Below are 25,118 nucleotides of genomic sequence, written 5' to 3'. Positions count from 1 at the left end.
GCCCGGCCGGTGACCGGGGCGGCCGCTCGGTGGGCTCACGTCATCAGGCTGGTGAGGAAGTCTCCGAGCCCCTGGGCCATCATCATCAGGGCCGCACCGATGGCCTTGAACATCTGTGCGGCGCCCTCCGGCCGGAACGCCATGAAGTAGATCAGAAACGCGAGGCTTCCCCAGGCCAGCACCTTTTTCACGAATACCGGCATCGTCCCTCCCCAGGCCGGTGGTGCGGCTGGCTTCCCGCCGGGGAGCGCGGCAAACGACGCGTGGGCCGTTGGAGGGGACGGAAGCCGGTCAGAGATAGAGACCTGTCGCGTTCTCCTCGATCCGCTCGGCGGCCACCGCGTGCACGTCGCGTTCGCGCAGCAGCACGTAGCCACGGCCGTGCAGCTCGACCTCGGATCGGTCATCGGGGTCGAAGAGCACCCGGTCGCCCGAGACGATGGAGCGTACGTTGGGCCCGACGCCGACGGCGGTGGCCCACGCCAGGCGTTTGCCCACCGCCGCGGTGGCAGGAATCACGATGCCGGCGCTGGAACGCCGCTCGCCTTCGCTGCCCTCCATCCGCACCAGCACGCGGTCGTGTAGCAGCCGGATGGGCAGGCCGGAGTCGAGGTTCGGATCGGCGGTCACGCCGCAGACGCTACCGTGTCGTCCCCCGTGGGCCGTCGGTGGTCACCTGGTTAGCGGACCGGTCGGGCGGGGCACTGTGGGTGGCGAATTCGTCCTACCGTTGCCTGGTCGGGCGTATCCTGTCCGACCTGACGCAGTGCGCAGGCCGATCTGCCGGGAGGTGCGCTTGAGCCGCTTCGAGCGGATACGCGGACGGCTGCGTCGCGCGTACGAGTCGGGCCGGGAATCGGTCAGAGCGGGTCGCCGGAGTCCCGCCGACGTCTCGGAGCCGCCCGGCCTGGCGTCGCCGTCGAGCCCTGGTCCGGTGGCACCGGCGGCGGCGACGGTGGTCGGTGCCGAGACGCCCACCGCGCTGCACAACTCCACCTCCAGTCGGGACGACGCCGACGTGCCGCACGCACTGCGGATCGCCGCCGCGTGGTGCTGGCGGCTGATCGTCATCGGCATCGTCTTCTGGGCGCTGCTGAAGCTCGTCGGCACGATCAGCATCGTGATCATCCCGTTGGCGGTGGCGCTGCTGCTGTCGGCGCTGCTGGCACCCGCGGTCGGCTGGCTGCTGCGGGCCCGCCTGCCGCGATCCCTGGCGACCGCGGTGGTGCTGGTGACCGGGCTGGCCGCGGTGATCGGCACGCTCACCCTGGTGGTCAACGAGTTCATCAAGGGCGTTCCGGAACTGACCGCGAAGTCCACCCAGGGGTTGCAGCAGATCCAGGAGTGGCTCAAGACCGGGCCGCTGCACCTGTCGGACAACGACCTCGACCGGTACATCGAGGAGACCCAGCGGTGGGTCGACAACAACACCGAGCGGTTCACCAGCGGTGCCCTCTCCACCGCGGCCACCCTGGCCGAGGTGCTGACCGGCACGGTGCTGGTCCTCTTCGCCACCTTCTTCTTCCTGCGCGACGGCAACATCATCTGGCGGTTCCTGGTCCGGCTGCTGCCCGTTGCCGCGCGTTGGAAGGTCGACGACGCCGGTCGGGCCGCCTGGGCGACGCTTGTCGCCTACGTCCGGGCGACGGTGCTGGTCGCCTTCATCGACGCCGTCGGCATCGGCATCTTCCTGGTCATCTTCGACATCCCGTTCGCCTTTCCGCTGGCCGCCCTGGTCTTCCTCGGCGCGTTCATCCCGATCGTCGGTGCGACCCTCTCCGGGGGCGTGGCGGTGCTTGTGGCGTTGGTCGACAGCGGCCCGGTTACCGCGTTGATCATCCTGGGCGTGGTGATCGGTGTGCAGCAGGTGGAGGGACACGTCCTCCAGCCGCTGATCATGGGTAGGGCGGTCGCCATCCACCCGCTCGCAGTGATCATCGGTCTGGCGGCCGGCGTCGTCCTCGCCGGGATCACCGGCGCGCTGGTGGCGGTGCCCATCATCGCGGTGCTCAACACGGCGGTACGCCGCCTCGCCGCCCGGCGCGTTCCGGACACCCCGCCCGACGCCGTCGTCGTCGCCGCCCGGGCACCCTGACCCGGGCTGCGCCGTCGGCCGGCTCAGCTCGCGGCGAGGCGGGTCAGTGCGCCCCGGGCCACCTCCGGGCGGGTCGTGTACCAGAACGGGGGCAACGAGCGGCGGAGGAACGAGCCGTAGCTGCGGGCCGTCTCCAGCCGGGAGTCGAGCACCGCCACCACGCCCCGGTCACCGCTGGCCCGGATCAACCGGCCCACGCCCTGTGCTAGCCGAACCGCCGCGATCGGGACGCTCACCGCGGCAAAGCCGGAGCCGCCCTGCGCGTCGACCGCCGCCGCCCGGGCCGCAGCGAGCGGTTCGTCGGGGCGAGGAAACGGAAGCCGGTCGATCACCACGAGCTGGCACGCGTCGCCCGGCACGTCGACGCCCTGCCACAACGACATCACCCCGAACAGGCAGCTCGACCGTTCCTCGCGGAAACGTCGGACCAGCAGCGGCAGCGTCTCCTCACCCTGAAGCAGCACCGGCAGGTCGGTCCGCGCGCGCAGCAGCTCCGCCGCCTGCTGCGCGGCCCGGCGCGAGGAGAAGAGCCCGAGCGTACGCCCACCGAGCGCGGTGACCAGCGCGAGCAGTTCCTCCCCGGCGGCCTCGGGCAGCCCGGAGGCCCCCGGGCGGGGCAGGTGGGCGGCAACGTAGAGGATTCCCTGCCGGGGATAGTCGAACGGCGAGCCAACGTCCAGTGAACGCCACCCGAGCCCGGAGTCCGTCAACCCGTCGGCGGGGTCCGGCGGGCTCGGTGTCGTAGCACCCGCCGAATCGTCCGGCGTGGACGGTCGCCGGGTGGCCTGGGCGAGGGCGGCGGCGGCCGGCGACGGTGGGCCGGGCGGAGGCGAGTCGAGGCCCAGTGCCCGGGCGACCGTGTCGAACCGCCCGCCGAGCGCGAGCGTGGCCGAGGTGGCCACCACGGTCCGCTCGTCGTAGAGGTGGGTGGCCAGGGTGCCGGCAACCGAGAGCGGCGCCACCACAAGTGCCCGCCGTCCGGTCACGTCGTTGCGCTCCACCCAGGCCACGTCGTGCTCGGCCTCCTCCAGCAACCGCTGAGCGGTGGTGGACAACTCGTCGAGGACGGCCTTGGCCTGCTGCTTGCGTACCGGGTCGGGGTCGTCGGCCTTGACGTCGCCGATGCTGTCCAGGGCGGTACGGGTGGCGGCGTCCAACAGCGTGCAGGCCTCCCGGAGCGGGCCGGGCAACCCGCTCGTGATCCGCCCGACCGGTGCCTCGGCCAACCCGACCGCGAGGGCGTCACCCGATGCGGTCAGCGCTTCGGCCGTCTCCGGGCGCAGCAGCGGCCGCGCCCGCCGGGCGGACCTGTCGATCAGCTCCGGGGTCAGCTCCGCCTGGGCCGCCGAGGAGACCCGGTCCGCCAGTTCGTGGGCCTCATCGACGACCAACAGCCGGTGCGGCGGGACGATGTGTCGGCCGGCGAGCATGTCGACCGCGAGCAGGCTGTGATTGGTCACCACGATGTCCGCCTCCCGGGCCCGGGCCCGGGAAGCCTCGGCGAAGCACTCCGCACCGTACGGGCAGCGGGACGCGCCGACGCACTCGCGGGCGGGCATGGAGACCAGCCGCCACGTCTGGTCGTCGACGCCCGGGTCCAACTCGTCGCGGTCACCGGTGTCGGTCTCCAGGGCCCAGTCCCGCAGGCGCTGGATCTGCTTGCCCAGCCGGCCGGCCTCACCGAGCCAGCGGGTGCCGCCGGGGCGCTCGGTCGGGGCGTCGAAGAGGGTGTCCTCCGGCTCGTCCGCCGTGGAGTTCTCCAGCCGGGCGAGGCAGAGGTAGTGGTGGCGGCCCTTCAGCACGGCGAACGTGGGGCGGCGCCGGAGCAACGGTTCGACGGCGTCGGCCAACCGGGGCAGGTCGTGCTCCACCAGCTGGGACTGCAACGCCAGGGTGGCGGTGGAGACCACCACGGGGCCGTCCACAGTCAACGCCGGGGCGAGGTACGCCAGGGACTTGCCGGTGCCCGTGCCGGCCTGCACCAGCAGGTGATCACCGGTGCTGACGCATTCCTCGATCGCCGCGGTCATCCGCTGCTGGCCAGGACGGGCCGTACCGCCGGGGACGGCACCGACCGCAGCGGACAACAGCTCGGCGCCGCCCGGCCGGTCGCCCCGCCGACGTGCCTTGTCGCGGGCGGTGGCGGTGGCGGTGCGGGGCGGAGTCACCGTGGCACGGTACCCGCCGGGGCGGACGCGGTCGGTACCGAGCGGGCCGTGTCGCGGTCGCGCGGCACGGAATACCGCCATGTCGTCCGGTAACTTCCCGACGGCGAGGCGTGGGCGGAATCGGCTAGGGTGCGACTCATGCCGAGCGACGTGATCCGTGTGATCTACCGCAAGTTCGACGGCAGCGCCCACCGCGACTACCCGGCCCGTCGGTTGGCCGAGGACGACCTCGGCATCTGGCTCGGCGTGCCGGCCGGCACCAGCTCGGTCTACCACGGCCGGCCGTCGGTCGAGCAGATTCCCTTCGTGCTGCTGGTGCCGCACCACGCCTGGTGGACAGGCATGTTCAACCCGCCGCCCCGCACCAGCGAGGTCTACTGCGACATCGCCAGCCCGGCCCGGTGGGAGGGCGAGGACACGGTTCATCTGATCGACCTCGACCTGGACGTGGTCCGGCGTCGCGAGACCGGCCTGGTCGAGCTGCGCGACGAGGACGAGTTCGCCGAGCACCGGGCCCGCTTCGGGTATCCCGAGGACCTGGTGGTGGAGGCCGAGGCGGCGGCGCGCTGGCTGTTGGGCGCGCTCGGGGATGGCACGGAGCCGTTTGCCACCTCGTACCGCAAGTGGTTGGCCCTGGTGGTCTGACCGCTGCCGGCGGGCGGACCGTCCCCGACATCCCCGGCCCTGCACCCCGGCACGATGCGACTCCGTCGCGCGGACCGGCGGCGGGCGGGTGATGATGCTCCGATGGTGGACGACTGTGGCTTTGACGTGGTGGCGCCGAACGGCGGCGCGGTACGCGACCTGCTCCGGGTACGGCCCGGTGGCCCGGTGGACCTCGCGGAGATCGATCCCCGTTCGACTCCGGGGTTGCCCGGCCCGGAGGTGACCGGGCCGGACCGCAAGACCTGGGCCCGCCGGCAGCTCACCCGGCTGGGTGCGGGGTTGGCCCGGCAGCAGGAGATGCTGTTCGCTGGCGCGAAGGCCGACCCGGGTGCCGGTCGGCGGGTGCTGCTGGTGCTCCAGGCGATGGACTGCGGTGGCAAGGACGGCACGGTCAAGCGGGTGGTCGGGGCGATGAATCCGCTCGGCGTGCACATCCGGGCGTTCGGCCCGCCGACCGTCGAGGAACTGCGGCACCACTTCCTGTGGCGGATCCGCCGGGCCCTGCCGCCGCCGGGCAGCCTGGGGGTCTTCAACCGCTCGCACTACGAGGACGTGCTGGTGCCCCGGGTCCAGGAGCGGGCGCCGGAGGAGGTCTGGCGACCCCGGTACGCGGAGATCGGCGAGTTCGAGCGGGAGTTGACCGACACCGGGGTGACCGTGGTCAAGGTCTTCCTGCACATCTCGAATGCCGAGCAGGCGGAGCGGCTGCTGGCCCGCCTCGACGATCCGACCAAACACTGGAAGTACCACCCGTCCGACGTCGACGCCCGGGCCAGGTGGGACGACTACCAGGCCGCGTACGCCGAGGTGCTCGCCAGGTGCGGTACGGACCTGGCGCCGTGGTACGTGGTGCCGGCGGACCGCAAGTGGTACCGGGACTGGGCGGTGGCGCACCTGCTGCGTGAGACGTTCGACACTCTTGATCTGGGGTATCCGCCAGCCGACTTCGACATCGAGCGGGAACGCGAGCGACTGCTGGGAACCACGGGGCCGGTGAAGGTGAACGGAAGTTGAACGAGCGGTGAATGCTATCTGGCCAGGGGTGGGCCGAATAATCGCCGATCTGACGGTTCCCTAGCATTCCCCTCAGCAGGGCGCCGGAGCGACGGCCGCCACCCCTTCCACCCGACACGACGAGGTCCGTGCTGTGAGGTTTTCCTTCCGCCCCAACGAGGGCGCTTTCTACGAGCTCTTCACCAGGGCCGCGCAGAATCTGGTCCGGGGTACCGAGCTGCTCAACGAGCTGGCCCTGCCCGATGTCGAGGTGCAGTCGGTGAGCGAGCGGCTCACCGAGGTGGAGCACGACAGCGACCAGATCACCCACGATCTGTACAAGAAGATCAACTCCACCTTCGTCACCCCCTTCGACCGCGAGGACATCTACCGGCTCGGTTCCCTCCTGGACGACGTCATGGACCACCTGGAGGCGGTGGGCAACCTGCTCTACCTCTACGGGCTGACCAAGCTGCCGTCGCTGCCCCGGGAGATGCACGAGCTGGTGCACGTGCTCGACCAGCAGGCGAAGCTGACCGCCGACGCGATGCCCCGACTCAAGTCGATGAAGGATCTTGAGGATTACTGGATCGAGATCAACCGACTGGAGAACGACGGCGACCAGGCCTACCGGATGCTGCTGGTGCGGCTCTTCTCCGGTGAGTACGACGCGCTGACCGTGCTGAAGATGAAGGAGGTCGCCGACGAGCTGGAGGCCGCCTGCGACGCCTTCGAGCACGTCGCCAACACGGTCGAGACCATCGCGGTCAAGGAGTCCTGATCCTGTGAGTCCCGAGCTCATCGCCGTGCTGGCGGTGATCGGGGTGGCCCTGGTGTTCGACTACACCAACGGCTTCCACGACGCCGCCAACGCGATCGCGACAAGCATTTCCACCCGAGCGCTGACACCCCGGGTCGCCCTGGCCATGGCGGCGGTCGGCAACTTCATCGGCGCCCACTTCGGTGCCGAGGTCGCCAAGACCGTCGGCAGCGGCCTGGTCGAGCTGCCTACCGGCGTCTCCAGCCTCGGCATCGTGTTCGCCGGCGTGATCGGCGCGATCACCTGGAACCTCATCACCTGGTACTTCGGCCTGCCCTCGTCGTCCTCGCACGCCCTGATCGGTGGCCTGGTCGGCTCGACCGTGGCCGCCTCCGGCACCGTGCTCTGGACCGGCATCGGCGAGAGCGTCATCATCCCGATGATCCTGTCGCCGATGGTCGGCTTCATCCTCGGCTACATCGTGATGATCGCTGTGCAGTGGGTCTTCCGGAACGGGCACCCGGGCAAGCTCAACCGCGGTTTCCGCTGGGCACAGACCGCTTCGGCGGCGGCCATGTCGGTCGGCCACGGCATGCAGGACGCCGCCAAGACCATCGGCATCGTGGTGCTCGCCCTCTTCGTCGGTGGCTACCAGGACGATGCCACCTACATCCCGGAGTGGGCGTTCTGGACCTCGGCGGCCGTGCTGGCGGCCGGCACCTACGCCGGCGGCTGGCGGATCATCCGGACCCTGGGCCGGAAGATCATCGACCTGCGTCCGCCGGAGGGTTTCGCGGCCGAGACCGTGGCCAGCGGCGTGCTCTACTTCAACGCCCTGGTGCTCGGTGCGCCGATCTCGACCACGCACACGATCACCTCGGCGATCATGGGTGTCGGCGCCACCAAGCGGCTCTCCGCCGTGCGTTGGGGCGTGGCCGGCAACATCATCGGCGCCTGGATCCTGACCTTCCCGGCGGCCGGCTCGATCGGTGCCCTGATGTACTTCCTGGTCCGTCCCATCTTCAGCTGAGCACGGTCGAAGGGCCCCTGGGACGGCCCAGGGGCCCTTCGACAGGCCGTCAGATGTAGGAGACGCCGATCTGGGCGCGGATGTCGTCCAGCAGCCCCATGATCTCCAGGGTGGCCGAGTGCGGTACCAACGGGCTCTCGGTGAGCCCCTCGGCCAGGCACCGCTGCACCTCGATGGCCTCGTGCTGGTAGCCCGAGCCGACCAGCTCCTCGGTGATCGTCTCCGGCTCCGCGTCGCCCCGGTAGAGGGTGAACCTGTCGGGTCGGAAGAACGGCTCGGGCAGATCGATCCGACCGGTGCTGCCGGTGATCGAGGCGGTGAGCCCGGTGGCCCCCACCATGCCGCAGCTCAACGTGGCCACGGCACCGGAGTCGTAGCCGAAGACCAGGCCGGTGTTCTCGTCCGTGCCCTCCGGACCCAGCTTCGCCCAGGACCGTACGTGCTGCGGCGTGCCCAGCAGCAGGTGGGCCAGGCTGATCGGGTAGACGCCGAGATCCAGCAGAGCGCCACCGCCCAGCGCCCGCGCGCGCATCCGGTGCTCAGGCGGGAAGGGGCCGGCGACGCCGAAGTCGGCCCGGACCCCGGTCAGGGTGCCGATCGCGCCGTCGGCGATCAGTTGACAGACCCGCCGGATGAGCGGGTTGCACCGCATCCACATCGCCTCCATGAGGAAGACCCCGGCGGCGCGGGCGGTGTCGACGAGTTCGGTGCTGGTGGCCAGGTCGAGGGTGAACGGCTTCTCCACCAGCACCGGCCGGCCGGCGGTGAGGCAGGTCAGGGCCGCCTCGTGGTGGGCGGCGTGCGGGGTGGCGACGTAGATCACGTCGACGTCGGCGTCCGCAGCCAGTTCCGCCCAGGAGCCGTACGCCCGTGGTACGGCATGCCGGTCCGCGAAGCGTTCCGCGGTCTCGGCGGTGCGGGAACCGACCGCGACGAGTTCGGCCCCCGGCACCAGCCGGAGGTCCTCGGCGAAGCGGGCGGCGATGTGGCCGGTGGCCAGGATGCCCCAACGAGTCATGGCGCGACGCTACCGAAGATCAGCAGAGGGCTGTACTGGGCATCCACGGGTCGGGACCAGGGCCTAGTCTCGGCGCATGACGACCGACAGTGGCTTCCCGGCTCCGCCCGCGCTGGTGGAGCACGCCCGCAGGTTCCGGGCCTCTGGCGCGGTGCCGGCGGTACCCAGGGTGGCCGCCACCGTGCTGCTGCTCCGCCCGGCCGACGAGGGCTTCGAGGTCTACCTGATCCGCCGGGTCGTGGCGATGGCGTTCGGCGGCATGTACGCCTTCCCAGGTGGTGGAGTGGACCCCTCGGACTCCACCACCCACCTGGACTGGGCGGGCCCGGCACCGAGGGACTGGGGCGTACGCCTCGGGCTGGCCCCGGCGGCGGCGCAGGCGGTGGTCTGCGCGGCGGCCCGCGAGGTCTTCGAGGAGGCGGGGGTGCTGCTCGCCGGGCCGGACGCGACGCGGGTCGTCGGCGATGTCAGCGACGACGGCTGGGAGGCTGCCCGGGCCGACCTGGAACAGCGGCGAACCGGGTTCGCCGACCTGCTCGCCGGGCGCGGGCTCACCCTCCGGTCGGACCTGCTGCTGCCGTGGAGCCGCTGGGTGACCCCGGAATTCGAGCCACGTCGGTTCGACACGTACTTCTTCGTGGCGCTGCTGCCCGAGGGACAGCGGACCCGCGACGTCTCCGGTGAGGCCGACCACACGCTGTGGATCCGGCCCGACGAGGCGGGCCGGCAGGCGGCGGCCGGCGACCTGACAATGCTCCCGCCGACCCTGGTCACCCTCGGCGAGGTGGCCGCCTGCACCGATCTCGCCGCGGTGGCAGCGGCGGCAGCGGCCCGCGACGCGGTCACCGCGATCACGCCCCGGCTGGATCTGTCCGACCCCGACCGGCCCCGGTTCTACCTGCCCTGACCGGACGGATCAGCCGAGTTGGTAGTTGACGTGGGCGGACCAGCGGGCGAAGCCGAGCCGCTCGTAGAGCGCCACCGCGCCGGTGTTCGACTCGTCGACGTACAGCATCACCCGGTCCAGTCCGCGTCGGTCGCGCAGGTACGCCAGCCCGGCCATGGTCAGGGCCCGGCCGAGCCCGCCGCCGTGCGCGGTGGGCTCCACCCCGAGCACGTACACCTCGCCGATGCGGGCGGAGCCGGGTCGCTCGTGCACCTTGGTCCAGTGGAAGCCGAGCAGCCGGCCGGTCGCCGACTCGACGGCGAGCAGGAAGCCGGCCGGGTCGAACCACGGTTCGGTGAGGCGTACCCGCAGGTCATCGGCGGTCCACCGGCCCTGCTCCGGGTGGTCGGCGAAGGCCCGCGCGTTGAGCGTCAACCAGGCTTCCTCATCGCTGCCGGGGCGGAACGCGCGCAGCGTCACCCCGTCGGGCAGGCGCGGTTCGGGCAGCGGCGCGGCGAGCGGTCGACGTAGCTGCCAGAGGACCCGGGCGCGGTGAAATCCGAGGTCGACCGCGAGGGCAGCGGCCGAGGGGTGGTCGCCGTGCGCCCACGCCCGCAGTGGCCCGGCGGCGGTGGCCAGCACCCCCCGGGCCAGTGCCCGTCCGGTACCGCGCCGCCGGTACGCCGGGTGCACCATCAGCTCCACGCCGACGCCGCTGTCGGGGTCGGTCGTGTCGAGGTGCGCGTACCCGGTGAGCGTGCCGTCGGTGGAGCGGGCAACCAGGTGGCTCGCGGCAGCGTGCTCGTCGCGCAGGCGGAGCAGCACGTGCTCGTCCATCGGGTCCGCCCCGTCGGCGTCGCCGGCCGTCCGGGCGAGCGCCAGCACGTCGGTGATCTCCGCCGGGCCGAGTCGGTCGACGCGGCTGACCTGGTCGATGCCCGACTGGGTGCTGCTCATCGCATCACCGTAACCGCACCGGAGGTGCGCCGCCCGGAGGGACGGTTGGTACCCCCGTCACAGTCCGCGCGGTGGCAGCGCCTGAACGTCGAACCGGCCGGCCAGTTCCGGCAGGATCCGGTACAACGAGTTGACGGTGCCCTGACGGTCGCCACCCGCGTCGTGCAGCAGGACGATCGAGCCGGGTTGTACCCCGTTGAGCACGGCGGCGGCGATCCGGGTGGCGCCCGGCGCCCGCCAGTCGGACGGGTCCAGCGTCCAGTGCAGCGGTGCCATGCCGAGGTCACGGGAGACGGAGATGACCGAGTAGGTCCAGGCGCCGCCCGGCTGCCGGTACCAGGCGATCGGCGCGTCGGGCACGGCGGCGCGGATCGCCTCGCTGGTCCGCATCAGGTCGGCGCGGATCCACTCGATCGACCGGGCGCCCAGGGCGACGTCATGGTCCCAGCTGTGATTGCAGAGGGTGTGCCCCTCGGCGACGATCTGCTCGACGAGCCAGGGGTACGCCTGGGCGTTCTTGCCGACCACGCAGAAGGTGGCCGTGACGTGGTAGTCCCGCAGGATCGCGAGAACCTGAGGGGTGTAGTCGGGGTGCGGTCCGTCGTCGAAGGTGAGCGCGACACCGGCGTCGCCGGTGCTCACACGGGTGCCCATCGGGCCGAAGTTCGGGTCCTGCCCCTGCTCGTCGGTGCGCTGCGACCCGTCCGACCCGGTGTCGGGTGCGCGGGTGGCGTCGGGCTCGGCGTCGATCGGGGCCGACTGGTCCGCGTACTCGGGGTGATCGGCACCGGTCGCGGTGACGGCGGTGTCGGTCCGCGACGCCTCCGGCACCAGGCTTCGTCCGAGCAGGTACGCCGTGCCGAGGACCGCCGTCACCACGAGCGTGATGATCCCGACGGCCCGTGCCGCCCCCACCTGGTTACCGCCCACCAATGCCCCCCGCTGGTCAACTGGCAGTCACCATAAGGCGCACTAGTCGACCAAAAAGGGCATATAGGAAATTTAGCCCTCGACGGTGAGGGCCCGCATCGGTAGCGGCGAGTGCTCGGCAGCCTCCGACAAGGTCCGCGACGACGGCACCACGAACTTGTAACCCACCTGCCGGACTGTGCCGATCATCGACTCGTACTCGGAGCCGAGCTTGGCGCGCAGGCGACGCACGTGCACGTCGACCGTCCGAGTGCCGCCGAAGTAGTCGTACCCCCACACCTCGCGCAGCAACTGGTCGCGGGTGAACACCCGCCCTGGGTGCTGGGCGAGGAACTTCAGCAGCTCGAACTCCTTGTAGGTCAGGTCGAGCGGGCGGCCCTTGAGCTTCGCCGCGTAGGTGTCCGGATCGATCATCAGCTCGCCGGCCCGGATGGATCCGCCGGCGCCGGCGGTCGCGTTGCTCAGCCTGCCGACCGCGAGGCGCAGCCGGGCCTCCACCTCGGCGGGGCCGGCGGAGGCGAGGATGACGTCGTCGACGCCCCAGTCGGCGTTGAGTGCGATCAAGCCAGCCTCGGTGACCACCGCGACCAGCGGCACGCCGAGCCCGGTGGCGTGCAGCATCCGGCAGGTGGCCCGGGCCTCGCTCAACTCGGAGCGGGCGTCGACCAGCACGGCGTCCGGGCTCGGGCCGGCGACCAGGGTGCGGACATCGCGGGGTGCGGTGCGGACCGAGTGCGGCAGCAGGTCCAGTGCCGGTAGCACTGCGGATGGTTCGCCTGCCCGTGCGGTCACCAACAGCAGGATCTCCACGATCACCTCCGTCCCGGCGGCCCGTTGCGGCCGCGCGCGACCAGCGGCACTCCTGCGGGGTGTGGCGCTGGGAACTTCCGTGGGTCCCGGCGTCGCTGACGGGCGGGTTTCGCCGTTGAGCGTAACCGATTGCTCGCGTACGACCCTGGCGCGGTTTCCTCTTTGCCCTATCTGCCCCTGATCGCGGCCCAGGTTTTAACGTCGCGGAAACGCTGGCACCCGCGATGTGAGGTTGGTCTGGCACGATCGGTGGGTGTTTCCCTCCAACTCGTCCGAGACCGGCCGTGACCCGTGGGCCGAGGATCCGTCCGTCCCGGGAGGCTCGGCGCCCCGTACCGGTCCGGCCGTGGAGACCGACGAGCGGCCCTCGCGTGGCCCCCGCCGCCTGCGCCGCGGCGGTTCGGCCCGCCGGGCCGACGACGAGGCGGATGCCGACGACGAGGAGGAGGAACCACCGGTCGAGGTACGCCGGCAGCTCTCCCTCGCCATCGGCGGCTTTGCCGCGCTGCTCGGTCTCGGCCTGGTCGTCGCCGCGCAGACGTCCATCCCCGGGCACCGGCTGCCCTTCACCCTCGTGGTGCTCGCCGTGCAGGCGCTGTTCGTGCTCGTCTGGACCATGGTCACCAGGCCACCGGCACTGGCGGTCGTCCTCGGGGTCGGCGCGGTGACCGCGGTGGCGGCCGACGTGGTGGCCGTACGGTCGGCCGAAGCCCGGTTGGCGCCGCTGCTCTACCTCGCGGTCGGCGGGGTGCTCGCCGCGGTGCTCGGTCAACTCGTCCGACGGGTGGACCGGGTCCGGGTGACCGACTCGCTGCGGACCACCGCGACCACCGTGCTCGGAGTGGTCGCGTTGGCCACGCTCATCATGCTCAGCCGGATCCCGGCGGGCACCCAGACGATCGCCGTCTGCCTGACCGCGGCTGGCGTGGCGCTCACCGTCGCCCGGGTGACCGACGCCGTCGCGGCCTGGCCGAGGCTGGCCCCCCAGGTGCCCAGGGGGGCGGCGGGGGTGGTTGGCGGCGCGATGGTCGGCACGCTGATCAGCGCGCTTCTCGGTGGCTACCTGGTCACCCCGTTCACACCCACCCGGGCCGCGATCATCGGCCTGGTGGCGGCCGTCGTCGCCGTGCTGGCCGACCTCGCCGTGAGCTACGCCGAGGCGGGCCGGCTGATGGCCGGTGAAGTGCCGTCGGTCTGGGCCGTACGGCACGTGCAGGGGCCCCTCGGTGGCTTCGCGATGGCGGCGCCGGCCGCGTACCTGATGTGTCGGCTGGTGCTCTGACCGTCAGCGCGGCGACCGTCCGGCCGCGCGATTGAGAAATCCGGACCACGGGTACCACCGGTCCACCGCTGGCGGCATCGAGGTACGACGAGACAGGAGACGGCGTGGAGCAGGAGCAGACGTACGAACGGCGGCCGCGGCGACGTGGACGCAAGGTGCTGATCGGGTTCGTCGTCCTGCTGCTCGTGCTCGCCGGACTGATCGCCATCGCCGACCGGGTGGCGGCGAGCGTGGCCGAGCGCACCATCGCCGACGAGGTGCGCCAGCAGGTCGCCGAGCAGGGCGCGCAATCCTCGCCACCCGAGGTCGAGGTGGGCGGCTTCCCGTTCCTCACCCAGGTGCTCGACGGTCGGTACGAGCGCATCTCGATCAAGCTGCGGGACGTGCGGGCCTCGGTGCAGGGCGACGCGGTCGCGCTGCCCAGTCTGGACGTCGACGCCCGAAACGTACGGGCCTCGCTGGACACCCTGCGCACCGGCCAGGGTGAGGTCGTGGCCGAGACGGTCAACGGCACCGGCACCATCAGCTACCAGAGCCTGTCGGCCCTGCTCGATCGGGAGGGGCTGACCCTCGGTGAGCGGGACGGGCAGCTCGCCGTCACCGCCCCGGTGGACATCCTCGGCCAGCGGTTGACCGTCACCGGCACCGCCGACATCGTCGTCGGTGAGCAGGGGCAGGTGGCCCTGCAGTTCGACGACCTGGACGCCGAAGGGCTGCCGGACGTGCCGTTGGCCCGCACCCTGGTGAGCAATTTCGCCCGCAGCATCTCGGTCGACGTGCCCCTGCCGGAGTTGCCGTTCCAGCTCACCGTCCGCGAGGTCCGGCCGCAGCCGCAGGGGCTGACGGTGACCGCCGACGCACGGGACGTGCCGATCAACTCGGTCGGCTGACCACCGGCTCGGCGTCCCGGATGCTGGTCGGCCCGATAGAGATATCTGGGATCGCTGGTAGGCTCCCTGCTCATGGGGACGCTCCTCACCAAACGGCGCGCGGTCGACCTGTGCCGCGTGGCCACCTGCCTGTGTCGCCCCGTCATCTGACGGCGGGGCTGACTCGGGCCGCCTAGCGGCCAAGGCACCAGGGGCACGCGTACCTCGTTCCCGGTGCACCCCACCGGACGCCCGGCAGCGGCGCCGTCGCACGAACCCGTGATCCGTTCCGAGCTATGGGTCCCGCGCGTGGTGCGACACCTTTACATCCCGATCTCCGCGCGCTGGCTCACCATCCATCCTCACCAGGGAGTGATCTGATGAGTCGCGACACCGCACTCGTCTCGGCCGAGTGGGCCGAGAAGAACCTCGACGCCCCGGGCGTCGTCTTCGTCGAGGTCGACGAGGACACCTCGGCCTACGACTCCGGCCACATCGCCGGCGCCATCAAGCTGGACTGGAAGAACGACCTCCAGGACCCGGTCCGCCGGGACTTCGTCAACAAGACCCAGTTCGAGGCGCTGCTGTCCGAGCGGGGCATCAGCAACGACGACATCGTCGTCCTCTACGGCGGCAACAACAACTGGTTCGCCGCGTACGCGTACTGGTACTTCAAGCTCTACGGCCACCGCGACGTCAAGCTGCTCGACGGTGGCCGTAAGAAGTGGGAGCTGGACGCCCGGCCGCTGGTCACCGACGCCGTGACCCGCCCGGCGACGCAGTACGTCGCCAGCGAGCCGGACACCAGCATCCGAGCCTTCCGGGACGAGGTCGTCGACGCGATCGGCACCAAGAACCTGGTCGACGTGCGTAGCCCCGACGAGTACGCAGGCCGCCTGCTCGCCCCCGCCCACCTGCCGCAGGAGCAGGCACAGCGCGGCGGCCACATCCCGACGGCGATCAGCGTGCCGTGGTCGAAGGCGGCCAACGAGGACGGCACCTTCAAGTCCGACGACGAGCTGCGCAAGATCTACGGCGAGGCCGGGCTGGACGACGGCAAGGAGACCATCGCCTACTGCCGCATCGGCGAGCGTTCCTCGCACACCTGGTTCGTGCTCCAGGAGCTGCTCGGCCACCGCAACGTGAAGAACTACGACGGATCGTGGACCGAGTACGGCTCGCTGGTCGGTGTGCCGGTGGCGCTGGGCGATGAGCCGGGGGAGGCCTGAGATGACCGCACCCACCGCAGCAAGCACCGCCGCCGCCGGCTGCGCGGCTCCCGATCAGGCCGCCCCGCTGCCGGCCGGCCTCGACTTGGAGCGGGAGACCGTCATCACCGGGGTCGTCCGCTCCGCGGAGGGCGAGGCGGTGCCGGGCGCGTACGTCCGTCTGCTCGACTCGACAGGTGAGTTCACCGCCGAGGTGGTGACCTCGCCGGCCGGCCAGTTCCGCTTCTTCGCCGCGCCCGGCGCCTGGACGTTGCGGGCGCTCTCCCGTCAGGGCAACGGAGACACCACCGTGACCGCCGGTCGCGGCATCAACGAGGTGGCCGTCACCGTCACCGACTGACAGCTCTGGCTGACCCGCTCTGATCGGCCTCGTGGCCCGCATCCCTCCCAAGAGGATGCGGGCCACCCGCCGTCTGCACCCCACCCCGCCCTGAGCTGCGCACTCCCTGCGCCGCACGCCCCCGCCGCCCTGCGCGCTCCCCGCTGCGCGCTGCCCGCCGCGCCCTGCGCGCTCCCCGCCCCCGCCCCCGCCCCCGCGAGGCTGTGGCAGCAACTTCGCTGATGTTGCTGCCCTGACGACGCCGGATACAGCAGTATCCCTGAAACTGCCGGGGGTGCCGGGCCGCTGGCCCGGGGCACGCCCGGGGTCCGGGGGGCGAGGCGCTGCCCGGGGTCCGGGGGCGAGGCGCTGCCCGGGGTTCCGGGCGCGGCGTTGCCGGGGGTTCCGGGCGGGCGAGGCACCGCCCGGGCGCGGCGTTGCCCGGGGTTCCGGGCGGGTGGGTGTTGGCGGGAGTCGGGGGCGGGGCACCGGCCCGTGCGGGCCGGCGCCCCGCCGTGTGGGTCGGGTCAGATGCCGGTGGCTCTGGTGCAGGTGGAGGCGGGATCAAGGGCGAAGTCGAGCGTGCCGACGATGCCCGCCTCGATGCGGTGGCGCTGTACCTGCGGCACCCAGCCGTCCTTGGCCACGATGACCTCGTAGCGGCCCTTCGGCAGCCACCAGGCGTAGCGGCCGTTGCCGTCGGCCGTCAGGGTGGTTCCGGTGCCGGCCGAGATCAGGTTCACCCGTACCGTCGCCGGGATACCGACCGTGACACCGCCGCAGGTGGTGCCGGTGACGGTGCCCCGGATCTTGCCCCAGCTGGCCGGCGGCGACACGTTCATCTCCACCGAGACCGGGGTGACCGGGTAGGGGCTGTCGGAGGCGATGGCGAGTTCGCCCGCGTACCGGCCGGGTTGGGCGACGCCCGCCGCCTCGGTGGCCGTCAGGGTGACGGTCACCGTCCGCGACTCGCCCGGCGCGAGGGTGAAGGTGGCCGGGGAACTGTCCAGCCAGGGCAGGTCGGCCTCGGCTGCGCAGAGCTCCAGACCACCGAGCCGTTCGCTGTCCGCGCTGCCCACGAAGGAGCTGGGTGACCCGCCGATCTTGTACGCGCCGCAGGTGGCGGCCCCCCGGTACCGGCTGAAGCGGGCGTTGGGCAGGTCACGCCAGGCGCCGGTGACCGGGTCGAAGCCGACCGTTCGGTTGGTGACCGCCGTCGAGCCGTCGGTCACCCCACCGGCCAGCACCAGCAGCCCGCCGGCCGCCGCGTACTGTGAGCCCCACAGCTCCACCGGCAGGTCTGGCAGCGGACTCCAGTTGTCGGTGGCGGGGTCGTACCGGTAGGCGTCGGTGTACTCGGTGCTGCCCGTGCCACCGGCACAGTAGACCGAGGCGCCGATCCCGCCGCAGGCCAGCCACGACACCGGGTGTGGATAGGCAGCACCGGTGCTGAACGAGCCGGTGTCCGGGTCGAACACCACCAGGCCGTCGCTGTCGGTGCAGGTGGCGTCGGCGCAGCCACCCACCAGGTACACCTTCCCGCCGACCACGGCCGAGCCGGCCGCCGCGACCGGGGCCGGATTGGTCACTCCCGGCAGGGTGCTCCACGTGCCGCTGGCCGGGTCGAAGACGTCGACCGTGGCGACTGTGGCGTCGTCGGCGCCCCAACCTCCGATCACGTAGAGCTTGCCGCCGACCGCTGCCGCAGCGGGCTTGGACCGTACCGTCGGCAGGTCGGGCAGGGCGGTCCAGGCGCCCGGCGCGGGGTCGTACACCCATGCCTTGCGCTCGGTGCCGGTGCCACCGCCACCACCGACCGAGTAGATCTTCCCGTCCAGCCACGCGGCGGCGTTGTCGTAGATCGACGTCGGCAGCTTGGCGATCTCGGTCCACGCCTCGTCCTCGGCGGTAGCGGCCTGGGATGCCGCCCCGCCGTACGGGGTGCCGGTGCGGGCCTTGCTGATCCCCTTCATCTTCTGCTCCCGCAGCGGCGCGCCGTCGCGCCTGAGCAGTTCGAACTGACCGGCCCGTTCCAGTAGGTCTACGCTGGCCGGCGCGGTACCGCTGTTCCGGACCGTCACCCGGGTGGTGCGGCTGCTGCCGTACGGCTGATGTGACTCGATCGATGTCGGGCTGACCGTCAGCCGGCCTGCGGCGAGGGCGAAGTTGGCCCGCTTGACCCGGTCGGCGGTGACCGTCACCTCCTTGGTCACCGGCGCGTACGGGGTGCGGTCCGCGGTGAACGGGTGGGTGCCGGTGAGTCCGGAGAAGAGCCAGTAGAAGCCGTCCGGCTCGGCCGGGTCCTCGGGCGTGGCCGCCGAGACCGCCCGGTCCTCGGGACGGTGGTCGCTGGCCACCGTCACGCCGTTGAGCGGGTCACCGGTGTTGCGGTCCGTGGTGGTGCCTACCACCAGCCCGCCGGGCACCGGCGAGCACTCGCGGTTGACCACCTCCACGTCGTCCACCTGCCACCACCAGGCGAAGGTGCCGTTGAACCGGAAGCGGAACAGCGCGGAAGCGGCGTTCGCGGCCGGGTCGAGCGGTACCTCCTCGGTCCGGGGGCCACGCCGGCTGGCGGTCTGGTGCCAGACGTTGGTCCAGTTGGCCCCGCCGTCGGTGGAAACGTCGATGTCGGCGGTGTCGCTGATGCCGACGGCCCGCCAGTCGCTGCGGAACCGCAGCACCGGTGCGGCCGTCGTGGACAGGTCGACCGGCGGGGCGATCAGGTCGGTGTCCTGCGTGTTGCCGGAACCGAGGGCGTCGCTGTCGATGATGGCGAAGCCGCCGGTGCCGCCGGTGAGGTTGCCTCGGGAGTCGGGATCGTCGAAGACCCAGCCGCCGGAGGCGGTGCGGTTCTCCACCCTCCAGCCGGGCGGCGCGCTCGTGCCGTCGAAGCTCTCGGTGAGCAGCGGCGTACCGAACTGTGCCGTGTAGCCGGCGGCGTTGCAGGCGGCATCGACCGGTACCGCCACATTGATCTTGGTGGCGTCACCGCCCACCGCCACCTCACGGGTGACGGTGCGGTAGCCCGGGTACTGCGCGGTCACGGTCAGCCGGTACGAGGTGTTGCCGGGCAGGGTGACGGAGTATCGGCCGGTCACCGGATCGGTGAAGACCGGATCACCGGGCCGGCCCGCCACCTCGATCTTGGCGTACAGCGGCCAGCCGTGGCCGGAACCGTCGGTGACCTTTCCGCTCACCGTGACCGCCGGCGTGGCCAGCAGGGCGAAGTCCAAACTGACGGAGTCACCGTCGGGCACCGTGACGGTAGCCGACTCGTCGGCGTAGCCGTAGGCGCTGACCGTGAGCGTGGTCTCGCCGGCCGGCAGGGTGAGCGCGTAGCGCCCGTCAGCGTCGGTGGTCGTGCTGCGGGTGCCGTCGGTCACCCTCGCACCGGAGAGCGGGTCGTCGTCACCGGAGTCGGTGACCACCCCGGTGACCCGGCCGACCGGTCCACGGGGTGCGTCCCGCACCGCCGCGTACGCGTCGAGCCGCCCCTCACCGAAGACGTTGTTGTCGGCCGGCGTGCCACCGCAGGTGGTGGCGTCGACATCGCGGGCCGTACGGTCCAGCAGCTCCTCGGTCGCGGCGAGGTCCCCGCGCAGTCCGGGCGCCGCCGCCCAGAGCAGCGCCACCGTGCCGGCGACGTGCGGCGCGGCCATCGACGTGCCGCTGAACGAGGCGTATCCGCCGCTGGGAACGCTGGACCGGACGCTGCTGCCGGGGGCGGCGATGTTCGGCTTCAGCGGGTCGGTTCCGGAGCCGCGCCCGGAGAAACCGGCGATCACGTTGTTCACGTCGTACGCGCCGACGGCGTACGCGTCGGTGTAGTCACCAGGCGAGCCGGCGCTGCCACAGGCCGGACCGTCGTTGCCGGAGGAGAAGACGGGGAACATGCCGGCGGCCCGCCAGGCGGCCACGGTCTGCTGGTACCAGGGGTCACCACCGTCGCCGCCCCAGGAGTTGTTCACGATGTCGGGCCGCAGGTCCGGCCGGGGATTCTGGCCGTTGGCGTCCGTGGGGGCGAGCACCCACTGACCGGCGGCGAGCAGCGAGGCGTCGGAGCAGTCGTTCGACTCGCAGCCCTTTGCGGCGATCCACTTCGCGCCGGGTGCGACGCCGATCTGGTTGCCCGCACCGTCGTCACCGACCATGGTGCCCATGGTGTGGGTGCCGTGGTCGTTGTTGTCGCAGGGTGCGGTGCCGGCGCACACACCGGCCGGATCGAACCAGTTGTACGCGTGGTCGAAGCTGCCGCCGCCGAGGTTGCCCCGGTAGGAGCCGACGAGGGCGGCGTGGTCGTAGCGCACGCCACTGTCGATGTTCGCCACCACGACGCCCTCGCCACGGGTGCCGAACTCGTCCCACACCCGCGGTGCGCCGATGTTTGTCAGTCCCCATTCGACGGCGGCGGTGCGCGCCCGAGCGGTCTCGGTCGCGGTGGGCCGGACCAGCGGGTAGCTGCGGCTCGGTTCGATCCGGGCCACCTCGGGCCGGCGGGCGATCTCGTCGAGCAGTGCCTTGTCGCCCTCGACCCGCACCGCGTTGGCGATCCAGTACGAGGTGTGCGGCACCTTGCGATCGTCGAGCAGCGTACGCAGGTCGCGTTGGGTGCGGGTGGCCGTGGTGGTGAGCAGACGGTGTACCTCGCCGGCCCGGGCGTCGGGGTCACGCAGCCGGCTGGCCTGCGCCAACGGCGCGGTGTCGGCCAGGTAGACCAGGAAGGGTGCGGTCGACGTGGCGCCGAGCTGGTCGAGCAGCGCCGGATCGACGGCGGCCCGGTGCGCCACCGGCGGTTGAGCCGGCGCGGCGAGCGCGGGCTGGCCGGTGACGCCCAGCACGGCAGCGGTCAACACCGCCACCGCCCGCCATCGTGGCGACCGGGTGGATGGTCGTGTGAACAATGTTCCTCCCCACGTCGTCGGTCCCGATCCGTTCGGGCCCGCACACCCGCGCGCCGCGACGCGGCTGCGCGCAGCGGCCGGGGCGATGTGGGTGGCCGGTGGTGGTGCCTCCGCCCGCTGAAAGTCATGCTCTTGCTCCGACCGTCGGTGATCAATGGACGGCGTCGGTCAGTACTCGGTCAGTGACGAGGCGCGATCCTGACAGTTAGGCTGCAACCGGGCGTCATCGGTGACCGTCACTGGCGATCGGTGGAAGTCGCAGGCCAGAGGCGCCCTGGGGGAGGCTTCGTGTCCGGTCCAGAGTTTCCGATCGTGGTCTGCGTCAGCTCCGACGCCACCGTCCGGCAGCGCGTGGTGCAGCGGCTGGAGGGCGTCGGGCCGGTGGTGATCTGCGCAGACCTCGCCCAACTGCGGGCGGTGTTCCCCGCCCCGCCGGCGGAGCCGGGAGGGCCGCTCGACGAGCCTGCCGAGCGTCCCACGGAACGGCCGGCCACCTGGGGAGATCTGACGGTCGACCGGGCAGGGCACCTGGTCACCTGGCGCGGCGCACCGCTGGGGCTGACCCGTACCGAGCGGGAGTTGTTGGCCCGCCTGGTCAGTCCGCCCATCACGTTGTGGAGCTACGAGCGGCTGTTCGCCTCCGTCTGGGGTGGTGCCTACCTCGGCGACACCGCGATCCTGCACTCGGCGGTGAAGCGGCTGCGTCGCAAGCTACGGACGCTGCCCGACGGGCCGCAGGTGCAGACCGTACGCGGCGTTGGTTACCGGCTGAGCGTGCCGCCGGAGGCTGGCGACGGGCGTCCGGACGGACGGTCGCGCCAGGCGTGACACGATGGCCGGGTGAGCAACGCCGTCCACACCACCGCCCCACCGACCGGTCCCCGACCGCCGGCCGCCGGCTCCCGATGGCCGCGCTGGCTGATCACGGTGACGGCGGTCTGGGTGGTGCTGCTGGCCGGCCTCACCTGGATGTCGTCGGTCGAGGACCCACCGACCGTTCGGGAACAGCGCACCCTCACGCAGGCCGGGCCGGTGGTCGACGGTGCGATAGGTGAAATTGTCGCGGCGGCTGACGCGGGTGTCCCGGCGCTGGTCCCAGCCGAGGTCGACCGGGGCTGTCGGATCAGCCCGTTCGCAGACGGTGCGACGCTGACCCGTTCGGTCGACCTGGCCGCGCCGGTGGGCGAGGAGCAGGCCCTGCTGCGGCAGGTCGCCGACCGGCTGCCCGCGCGGTGGCGGGCCGGTGTCCGGCTCACCCCGGACGGCCCTCGCCTGCGCGCCGACGCGGGTGAGTTCGTCACCGTGACCGGGCGGCCGGCGACCGACGGTCGGATCCGGTTCACCGTCGACACCGGCTGCCGCCCGGTGGGCGACGACTACGACAGCGCCGGGGCCGCCCCGGCCGGCCCCGAGGCCGGCGTGCTGGCTGAGGTGGTGCGTGCGCTGAACGGCCGCGTCGACGACCCGGAGTCGGTGGTGAGCGCACCCTGCCCCGGTGGCGGCGTGGCCCGCACCATCCGCTCCGTCGTCGACCCGGTGGCCACAGCGCCGCAGGCCGCACTCGCGCCGTTGGCCGGCGGCACGCCGGTGGTGGAAACCCCCGAGGTGTACGCCTACCGGCAGGACGGTGTCGCGGTGCTGGCCGATTTCCAGCCGGAGCAGGTCGTGGTCGCCGCGACGACGGGGTGCGCCGGCTGAGCCTCGCCGCTCTGCCGCCGAAGCTGAGGTCGTTCAATCCGGTCGGCGCGGCCCCTCGTCGCGGCTGCGACCCAGCGCGTCCACCCGGCCCCACCGGCCGGGAATGTCCAACAGTTCCACCCGGCCCATCCCGGCCGGCACGTACGGGTCGATGATCAGGTGCTCGCCCTGTGGTTCGAGTCCGAGCATCACCCGCAGCAGCAGCAGCGGGGTGCCCGCCGACCAGGCCTGTGGGCTGCACGCGGTCGGATACTCCACCGGGTAGTCGGTCAGATCACGTTCGTAGCCGGCGAAGGCTTCCGGAAGCCGGCCGAAGAAGTAGCGGGAGGCCGCGAACATCGACTCGCAGATCCGACCCGCCTCCTCGCGGAGACCGTACTTCCACAGACCCCAGGCGATGATCGAATTGTCGAACGGCCAGACGGTGCCGACGTGGTATCCGATGGGGTTGTAACGTCCCTGGTCGTCGGCGAGGGTACGGACGCCCCAGCCGGAGAAGAGCCGGGGACCGAGCAGGTGCTCGGCGACCCGCTGGGCCCGGGAATCGTCGACGATGCCGCTCCAGAGCAGGTGCCCGATGTTGGACGTGAGCGCGTCGACCGGGCTGCCGTCGGAGTCCAGGGCCAGCGCGTAGTACTCCTTGTCGGGTAGCCAGAAGTCCCGGTTGAAGCGTTCCTTCAACTCGGCGGCCTCACGTTCCAACCGGTCGGCGTAGACCGGGTCGTTCCAGCACAGTCGGGCCAACCGGGCACCGCGCAGCTTGGCGTCGTAGGCGTAGCCCTGCAACTCGCAGGTCGCCCGGGGGAAGCTCGGCAACCGACCGTCGGAATAGCAGATCGCGTCCCAGGAGTCCTTCCAGCACTGGTTCTCCAGGCCGATCTTGGGGTTGCGGGTCTGGTACCAGACGTACCCGGTGCCGAGCAGGTCGCCGTACGTGTCGATCCAGGTCAGCGCGGCCCGTACCGAGAACTCCAACCGTTTGACCAACTCGACGTCGCCGGTCCACCGCTCGTACTCGTCGAGCAGGATCACGAACAGGGCGGTCGAGTCGGCCGCGCCGTAGTAGGGCGAGTGTGGCTGTTCCTCGAAGCCGGCGGATTCGCCGTAGCGCAACTCGTGCAGGATCTTGCCCGGCTCCTCGTCGCGGAAGTCGTCCACGCGGTGGCCCTGGAGACCCGCCAGCATGGTCAACGTCGGTGGGATCAGCTCCGGCACGAACGGCAGCACCTGAAGCGAGGTGAAGATGCTGTCCCGGCCGAACAACGTCATGAACCACGGCAGGCCGGCGGCCATCAGCCGGACGCCGAGCGCGATCGACTCGTACCGCAGCGCGGCCAGGTCGGTCAGGCTGCGCCGGTACGCCCCGGCCATCGGCTCGCAGTCGCAGCCCAGCTTGGGTGCCCGGGCGACGAACTCGGCGTGTTCCGCCTCGATCGCCGCAGTGGTCCGGCTGCCCGCGAAGGGCAGCAGCGAGCGGACGTCCTGACCGCGGGCGCCGTAGATGACGACGTTCACCGTCAACCGGGTGGTCCACTCGCCGTGCGGTCCGATCATGATCGGAAAGGTCATGCCCCGGCGGTCGACCTGGGCGGCGGCGCTGCTCGTGATCGTCGTCTCGCGGTGGAAGGCGTCCCGCCGGTAGGTCAGCCGCAGCGAGTTCTCGCCGGGCGCGGCGGTGTTGTGCCCCTTTTTGCGCTGGGTGTCCTTGATCTCGAAGATGTCCGCGAAGTCGGAGGCCATCTCCATCCGGACGGTGAAGCTCATCTCCTGCCCGGAGTGGTTGAGCACGGTCAGTTCCTCGGACAGGTCGCCGCTGATCGCCCGACTCCTGATCACCGAGACCTTCGCGTCCAGGAAGTGGGTCGGCTCGCCCGGCACCAGGAAGTAGCGGGTCCGGTGGGACTCGGCGTCGTCGATGGAGAGGGCGTGCAGCCGCTCGCCGTCGATCAGCAGCAGCCAGGTGGACAGGAACCGGGTGTCGAAGGCGAACAGCCCGGTGGGGAAGTCCAGCGAGGGCTCGACGTCCCCACGGCGGTCGCTGACCAGGAACGTGTTGCCGTCGAGGATGCTGACCAGTTCCTTCACCGGGTCCACCTGGCGTGCTCGCGGGCGACCTCGCGCGGGTCGCGGGTGCCGGGTGCGGACGGGAAGAACAGCCGGAAGGCGAGAAACAGCACCACGTCGCCGCGAAAGGTGCTCTCGTTGCGAAGTACTGCGGAGATCGCCTGCGCGCGTCCGGTGACCAGCCGTTCGAAGAGATCGGCCCCGCAGTACCAGGTCGCGTCGCCCGGCTCCACCCCCTGGTCGACCTCCACGGCGCCGGGCCGCATCCGGACCAGCCAGTGCTCGGTGCGGTGCCCCTCGGACAGGTCGATCCGCAGCGTTCCCGCGACCGGAGTGCGGAGGACTTCCGGGGCGCGGGCCGGCAGGGTCGCGAAGAACTGCTGGGTGGCCTCGGTCACACCCGAATCGTAGGCATTCGCCCGCCTTGTCGGGCGGGTTCC

At 71.7% G+C, this 25,118-nt stretch carries 23 protein-coding genes; 13 read left to right on the top strand and 10 right to left on the bottom strand.

Features of this window, described 5'->3' with window-relative positions; genetic code table 11:
- Positions 1-35 precede the first annotated feature (35 nt).
- Positions 36-203, bottom strand: coding sequence for a hypothetical protein (locus Vse01_RS06740; RefSeq protein WP_166458800.1), 168 nt, complete (start codon positions 201-203; stop codon positions 36-38).
- A gap of 88 nt (positions 204-291) precedes the next feature.
- Positions 292-630, bottom strand: a complete 339-nt coding sequence (locus tag Vse01_RS06735; RefSeq protein ID WP_093403375.1) for a GroES family chaperonin — start codon at positions 628-630, stop codon at positions 292-294.
- 166 nt (positions 631-796) lie between these two features.
- Between Vse01_RS06735 and Vse01_RS06730 the strand changes: the two genes are divergently transcribed.
- Positions 797-2,095, top strand: coding sequence for an AI-2E family transporter (locus Vse01_RS06730; protein WP_093403697.1), 1,299 nt, complete (start codon positions 797-799; stop codon positions 2,093-2,095).
- Positions 2,096-2,118: 23 nt separating this feature from the next.
- Here Vse01_RS06730 and Vse01_RS06725 read toward each other — a convergent pair whose 3' ends face one another.
- Positions 2,119-4,344: an ATP-dependent DNA helicase gene (locus tag Vse01_RS06725; protein ID WP_373870648.1), complete on the bottom strand. Its 2,226-nt coding sequence runs from the start codon at positions 4,342-4,344 to the stop codon at positions 2,119-2,121.
- A gap of 57 nt (positions 4,345-4,401) precedes the next feature.
- On the opposite strand from Vse01_RS06725, the gene Vse01_RS06720 reads away from it, so the two are divergent.
- The 4 genes from Vse01_RS06720 (at position 4,402) to Vse01_RS06705 (ending at position 7,712) form a co-directional block, all read left to right on the top strand.
- Positions 4,402-4,908 (top strand): DUF402 domain-containing protein, encoded by a 507-nt coding sequence (locus tag Vse01_RS06720; RefSeq protein WP_093403376.1) that lies wholly within the window; start codon positions 4,402-4,404, stop codon positions 4,906-4,908.
- A gap of 102 nt (positions 4,909-5,010) precedes the next feature.
- On the top strand, positions 5,011-5,943 hold the full coding sequence (locus Vse01_RS06715) for a PPK2 family polyphosphate kinase (RefSeq protein ID WP_093403378.1): 933 nt from the start codon (positions 5,011-5,013) through the stop codon (positions 5,941-5,943).
- A gap of 133 nt (positions 5,944-6,076) precedes the next feature.
- Positions 6,077-6,703: a DUF47 domain-containing protein gene (locus Vse01_RS06710; RefSeq protein ID WP_093403380.1), complete on the top strand. Its 627-nt coding sequence runs from the start codon at positions 6,077-6,079 to the stop codon at positions 6,701-6,703.
- Between the two features lie 4 nt (positions 6,704-6,707).
- Positions 6,708-7,712 carry an inorganic phosphate transporter gene (locus Vse01_RS06705; protein ID WP_093403382.1) on the top strand — a complete coding sequence of 335 codons (1,005 nt, stop codon included), beginning with the start codon at positions 6,708-6,710 and terminating at the stop codon, positions 7,710-7,712.
- A gap of 49 nt (positions 7,713-7,761) precedes the next feature.
- Here the strand turns inward: Vse01_RS06705 and Vse01_RS06700 are convergent, their stop codons facing one another.
- Entirely contained in the window at positions 7,762-8,730 is a 969-nt protein-coding gene (locus Vse01_RS06700; RefSeq protein ID WP_093403383.1) for a Gfo/Idh/MocA family protein, read from the bottom strand.
- Between the two features lie 76 nt (positions 8,731-8,806).
- Here Vse01_RS06700 and Vse01_RS06695 point away from each other — a divergent pair, with 76 nt between their 5' ends.
- Complete coding sequence (locus Vse01_RS06695) at positions 8,807-9,637, top strand: NUDIX hydrolase (RefSeq protein WP_093403385.1); 831 nt, start codon at positions 8,807-8,809, stop codon at positions 9,635-9,637.
- A gap of 9 nt (positions 9,638-9,646) precedes the next feature.
- Here Vse01_RS06695 and mshD read toward each other — a convergent pair whose 3' ends face one another.
- The 3 genes from mshD to Vse01_RS06680 all read right to left on the bottom strand — a co-directional run bounded on the left by mshD (position 9,647) and on the right by Vse01_RS06680 (position 12,313).
- Positions 9,647-10,573, bottom strand: coding sequence for a mycothiol synthase (gene mshD / locus Vse01_RS06690; protein ID WP_093403387.1), 927 nt, complete (start codon positions 10,571-10,573; stop codon positions 9,647-9,649).
- Positions 10,574-10,630: 57 nt separating this feature from the next.
- Positions 10,631-11,506 carry a polysaccharide deacetylase family protein gene (locus tag Vse01_RS06685; protein WP_373870646.1) on the bottom strand — a complete coding sequence of 292 codons (876 nt, stop codon included), beginning with the start codon at positions 11,504-11,506 and terminating at the stop codon, positions 10,631-10,633.
- A gap of 69 nt (positions 11,507-11,575) precedes the next feature.
- Positions 11,576-12,313 carry a winged helix-turn-helix transcriptional regulator gene (locus Vse01_RS06680; protein ID WP_093403700.1) on the bottom strand — a complete coding sequence of 246 codons (738 nt, stop codon included), beginning with the start codon at positions 12,311-12,313 and terminating at the stop codon, positions 11,576-11,578.
- 253 nt (positions 12,314-12,566) lie between these two features.
- Between Vse01_RS06680 and Vse01_RS06675 the strand changes: the two genes are divergently transcribed.
- The 5 genes from Vse01_RS06675 to Vse01_RS06660 all read left to right on the top strand — a co-directional run bounded on the left by Vse01_RS06675 (position 12,567) and on the right by Vse01_RS06660 (position 16,033).
- Positions 12,567-13,595, top strand: coding sequence for a hypothetical protein (locus Vse01_RS06675; RefSeq protein WP_093403702.1), 1,029 nt, complete (start codon positions 12,567-12,569; stop codon positions 13,593-13,595).
- A 104-nt stretch (positions 13,596-13,699) separates the two neighbouring features.
- On the top strand, positions 13,700-14,485 hold the full coding sequence (locus tag Vse01_RS06670) for an LmeA family phospholipid-binding protein (RefSeq protein WP_093403390.1): 786 nt from the start codon (positions 13,700-13,702) through the stop codon (positions 14,483-14,485).
- A 72-nt stretch (positions 14,486-14,557) separates the two neighbouring features.
- Positions 14,558-14,635, top strand: coding sequence for an Ms5788A family Cys-rich leader peptide (locus Vse01_RS29765; RefSeq protein WP_311202345.1), 78 nt, complete (start codon positions 14,558-14,560; stop codon positions 14,633-14,635).
- A 209-nt stretch (positions 14,636-14,844) separates the two neighbouring features.
- Positions 14,845-15,693 (top strand): sulfurtransferase, encoded by an 849-nt coding sequence (locus Vse01_RS06665; RefSeq protein WP_093403392.1) that lies wholly within the window; start codon positions 14,845-14,847, stop codon positions 15,691-15,693.
- 1 nt (position 15,694) lies between these two features.
- Complete coding sequence (locus tag Vse01_RS06660; protein ID WP_093403394.1) at positions 15,695-16,033, top strand: DUF1416 domain-containing protein; 339 nt, start codon at positions 15,695-15,697, stop codon at positions 16,031-16,033.
- Between the two features lie 506 nt (positions 16,034-16,539).
- Here Vse01_RS06660 and Vse01_RS06655 read toward each other — a convergent pair.
- Positions 16,540-20,916 carry a S8 family serine peptidase gene (locus tag Vse01_RS06655; RefSeq protein WP_093403396.1) on the bottom strand — a complete coding sequence of 1,459 codons (4,377 nt, stop codon included), beginning with the start codon at positions 20,914-20,916 and terminating at the stop codon, positions 16,540-16,542.
- A 288-nt stretch (positions 20,917-21,204) separates the two neighbouring features.
- Between Vse01_RS06655 and Vse01_RS06650 the strand changes: the two genes are divergently transcribed.
- The gene (locus Vse01_RS06650) at positions 21,205-21,744 is read left to right on the top strand and encodes a winged helix-turn-helix domain-containing protein (RefSeq protein ID WP_093403397.1); all 540 of its coding nucleotides are present in this window, start codon (positions 21,205-21,207) and stop codon (positions 21,742-21,744) included.
- A 12-nt stretch (positions 21,745-21,756) separates the two neighbouring features.
- Complete coding sequence (locus Vse01_RS06645; protein ID WP_093403399.1) at positions 21,757-22,614, top strand: hypothetical protein; 858 nt, start codon at positions 21,757-21,759, stop codon at positions 22,612-22,614.
- A 33-nt stretch (positions 22,615-22,647) separates the two neighbouring features.
- On the opposite strand, the gene Vse01_RS06640 is transcribed toward Vse01_RS06645, so the two are convergent.
- A complete protein-coding gene (locus tag Vse01_RS06640) occupies positions 22,648-24,699 on the bottom strand; it encodes an amylo-alpha-1,6-glucosidase (protein WP_093403703.1) in 2,052 nt (683 codons plus the stop codon).
- Positions 24,696-25,076, bottom strand: coding sequence for an SCP2 sterol-binding domain-containing protein (locus tag Vse01_RS06635; RefSeq protein WP_093403401.1), 381 nt, complete (start codon positions 25,074-25,076; stop codon positions 24,696-24,698). Before Vse01_RS06635 ends, Vse01_RS06640 begins: the two co-directional genes overlap by 4 nt.
- Positions 25,077-25,118: the final 42 nt, after the last annotated feature.

Source organism: Micromonospora sediminimaris (genome assembly GCF_016863575.1).
Lineage (GTDB): Bacteria > Actinomycetota > Actinomycetes > Mycobacteriales > Micromonosporaceae > Micromonospora > Micromonospora sediminimaris.
This window is presented reverse-complemented; position numbering and strand designations above follow the sequence as displayed.

Excerpts from the sequence above, each read along its gene's own strand:
- Vse01_RS06740 (WP_166458800.1), bottom strand. The coding sequence starts at position 203 with ATGCCGGTATTCGTGAAAAAGGTGCTGGCCTGGGGAAGCCTCGCGTTT.
- Vse01_RS06725 (WP_373870648.1), bottom strand. The coding sequence starts at position 4,344 with ATGGCGGTATTCCGTGCCGCGCGACCGCGACACGGCCCGCTCGGTACC.
- Vse01_RS06720 (WP_093403376.1), top strand. The coding sequence starts at position 4,402 with ATGCCGAGCGACGTGATCCGTGTGATCTACCGCAAGTTCGACGGCAGC.
- Vse01_RS06715 (WP_093403378.1), top strand. The coding sequence starts at position 5,011 with ATGGTGGACGACTGTGGCTTTGACGTGGTGGCGCCGAACGGCGGCGCG.
- Vse01_RS06700 (WP_093403383.1), bottom strand. The coding sequence starts at position 8,730 with ATGACTCGTTGGGGCATCCTGGCCACCGGCCACATCGCCGCCCGCTTC.
- Vse01_RS06695 (WP_093403385.1), top strand. The coding sequence starts at position 8,807 with ATGACGACCGACAGTGGCTTCCCGGCTCCGCCCGCGCTGGTGGAGCAC.
- mshD (WP_093403387.1), bottom strand. The coding sequence starts at position 10,573 with ATGAGCAGCACCCAGTCGGGCATCGACCAGGTCAGCCGCGTCGACCGA.
- Vse01_RS29765 (WP_311202345.1), top strand. The coding sequence starts at position 14,558 with ATGGGGACGCTCCTCACCAAACGGCGCGCGGTCGACCTGTGCCGCGTG.
- Vse01_RS06665 (WP_093403392.1), top strand. The coding sequence starts at position 14,845 with ATGAGTCGCGACACCGCACTCGTCTCGGCCGAGTGGGCCGAGAAGAAC.
- Vse01_RS06660 (WP_093403394.1), top strand. The coding sequence starts at position 15,695 with ATGACCGCACCCACCGCAGCAAGCACCGCCGCCGCCGGCTGCGCGGCT.